This is a genomic window from Bradyrhizobium sp. PRIMUS42 (assembly GCF_023006515.1).
Lineage (GTDB): Bacteria > Pseudomonadota > Alphaproteobacteria > Rhizobiales > Xanthobacteraceae > Bradyrhizobium.
Genome location: NZ_JALBGZ010000746.1, coordinates 1 through 2,952 on the forward strand (window position 1 = coordinate 1; position 2,952 = coordinate 2,952).

The window sequence follows — 2,952 nt, forward strand, 5'->3', positions numbered from 1 at the left end:
GACTGCGCCTCGTGGCGTTCCTGCTCCGCGCTCGCCGCAGCTGCCTGAGCGGCGTTCACCTGCCTCGCGCGGACGGCGCTATTTTCCCGCTCGCGCTGCAGAGACTGCTCGAGTTCTGCGATTTCCCGCTGCGCCGCCTCTCTCTGCTGCGCGGCCACATCCTCCGCCTTCCGCGATCCTGCGTCACGGGCATCGATCTCGCGGCGGAATTCGACAACTTCGTTCGCAAGCGCAGCGCTGCGCGCTTGCTCCTGTTGCAGCGACTGCCGCAACTCGTCCGCCGCAATTTTTGCCGCGTCCGCGTGCTGGACCGCCTCCTCAAGTTCCCTGCGCGCCCCGTCCAGTTCACTGCCGCGCACATTACTGTGCAAAGCATCTCGATCGGGCCATGGCTCAGGCTGCACCATGCCTGCCGGCACCGCGTGCGTCACGGCTCCGCTCGCTTCGCGCTGAAGGAGCGATTGCGACCCCGCCCCTATTTCCAGCCGTTGGTCGAAGCTGCCGGCGTTCTCGGCGCCGATTTGCGTCATTTCCGGAATCGTTCGTGCGCCGAAAGTGTCGAACACACCCAGAAAGGCCGCTCCAATCAGGATCGCGGGAAGCAGAATGACAGCCGCTGCGAACGGCTTGCCCAACGGTTCTCCCTCTGCGTCAATGTCCTCAGTTACGGGATACCAATGGGTCGGCTCGGCGTTGATTGGAGCGCCGTCTTTGGAGACCCATTTGCCCGCTTGAGGCGACCAGCGGGCGACGTCAACAGCCCCGGTCGCATCTTCCACCCAGATGTCTTCTCCGTCCCTGGGCGCAGTATCAATTGGTCGGCGCATCGATCACGCCTCTTCAGATAACGGCTAGAGCGGCGCGATTGCTCCGCCTGTTTCGTAGCTCGGCATTGAAGAAAATCCTTAGATCGAAATGACTTGGCAGACATCTGTCTCAAAATTAAATAATTTAATGAATTATATAATTATATAATTAAGACTAAATGTGAAGTCAAATTAAATCAGCCTGATACGGTATGCCGGTCGCCGAATCAGGCGCGTTTTGCTTCCTGTTGGCGTCGTCTTCATTGCGCAGTCGGGTCCGTAGCCGTCCGCGCTAAACCAAAGCTCGTACATCGTATGGAATATGGGCGGGGCTCGGCGAACATGCGAAGCTGACGGCGTTTTCGCAGCGTCTCGGAGTAGAGGAGTGACCGATGCGCCTTGCATTGCCCTATTTGGGAATTGGCGTCTGCCTGTCTCTTGCGACGTGGTTGGCGTTGGGGCTTGTATTCGAGTGACGGTTTTTAACCACGAGCGTTGGTCTCCAAGTCACCTATTCCGCCGGTTTCTTACCAGGCCGCATGCCGCGACCTCGCGCAATTCGTCATTCGGGACTACCCGATCTCCGGGCGCGATTTCCGCCTGCTCACGCTGCTATACCCGCCTGACGGTGTAGCTGAACGCCGATTTCGTCAGCCTGGGCTCGCCTGCTCAATCGAAGGCAATACGGTGCAGGAGGCGAGCCATAGCTGGTGAGGCACCGGCAGCAATGTCGGCGACAGCGCACCTGGCATCCACCTTTCCTTCAAAGGCGGCCAATCGTGCTCGTGAGAGGCGCGCGTCCACGTCTTCCTGGGCGTCGTCGTCAGCATAACCTCTTGCGGGTGTTTTGCCCCGACGTGTCAACGTCGTCGCAACGGCGGACGTTGTCCCGTTGCAGATTGAAAACCCCTTATTGATCAAGCCCATCTCTACTGTGCATGGGGTTGTTTTCGCACTTTTTGTCGGAGCCTCCAGCCCGGGCGGTGCGCATACACTGCATGCACGCGTGTGTCTGTGGCAGACGGCGTGGGCGTAGTACATGCCGAAAGTCCCTTTCGGCCACGCCGCCGAAGCACCGCGCTGAGGCAATGACAACAACGCAATGACAATCACGTTACCTGCCGCAGCGCGCGAGCCCGACCACCCTATCGCCGATGGCCTCCCGGCCGCGCAGCGGCGCTGGGCGATCGCCGCGATCTTCACCGCGTTGGCGATGGCCTCGCTCGATACCGCGATCGCCAACATCGCCCTGCCTGCCATTGCCGCCGATCTGCATGTCAGTCCGGAGCAGTCGGTCTGGGTGGTCAACGTCTACCAGATCGCGCTGGTGGCGACGCTGCTGCCGCTCGGGGCGCTTGGCGAGATCGTCGGGCACCAGCGCATCTATCTCGGCGGCCTGATCCTGTTCACCATCGCCTCGCTGTTCTGCGCGGTGGCGTGGTCGCTGGACAGCCTGCTGGTCGCGCGCACGCTGCAGGGCCTGGGTGCCAGCGGCATCATGAGCGTCAACACGGCGCTGGTGCGCTTCGTCTATCCCGGAAGAATGCAGGGCCGCGGCTTCGGCCACAACGCGCTGGTGGTCGCGACCGCCTTCACCTTCGGACCCTCGATCGCCTCCGCCATCCTCGCGCTCGGCCCGTGGCCGTGGCTGTTCGCCGTCAACATCCCCTTCGGCCTGGTCGCGATCGGCATCGGCTTTGCGATGCTGCCGAGAACGCCGCGCGCCGATCACGGTTTTGACTTTCTCGGCGCGATCCTGGCGTCGGCCTGCCTCGGCCTGTTCATCACCGGCATCGGCAGCGCCGCGCATAATCTGTCGCCGGTGGTCGTGGGAATCGAGTTGGTCTCGGCGCTCGCGCTCGGCTTCATCCTGACGCGCCGCCATGCCGACCATCCCGCGCCGATGCTGCCGATCGACCTGTTCAGCCGGCCGATGTTCGCGCTGTCGGCGGCGACCGCCGTGTGCTCGTTCGCGGTGCAGGGCCTCGCCTTCGTCTCGCTGCCGTTCTATTTCGAGGACGTGCTCGGCCGCTCGCAGGTCGAGACCGGCTTCTTCATGACGCCCTGGCCGCTGGTGGTCGGCATCATGGCGCCGATCGCCGGGCGCCTGTCCGATCGCCACGCGGTCGGCTTGCTCGGCGGCATC

General features: G+C 62.8%; 1 protein-coding gene and 1 pseudogene. One reads left to right on the plus strand and one right to left on the minus strand.

All coding sequences use genetic code 11. The features are described from left to right. A pseudogene (locus tag MOV75_RS32925) lies at positions 1 to 779 on the minus strand (hypothetical protein); the annotation flags it as partial. Positions 780 to 1,908: 1,129 nt separating this feature from the next. Between MOV75_RS32925 and MOV75_RS32930 the strand changes: the two are divergent. Then, on the plus strand, positions 1,909 to 2,952 hold a 1,044-nt coding region (locus MOV75_RS32930), incomplete at its 3' end, for an MFS transporter (RefSeq protein WP_247007412.1).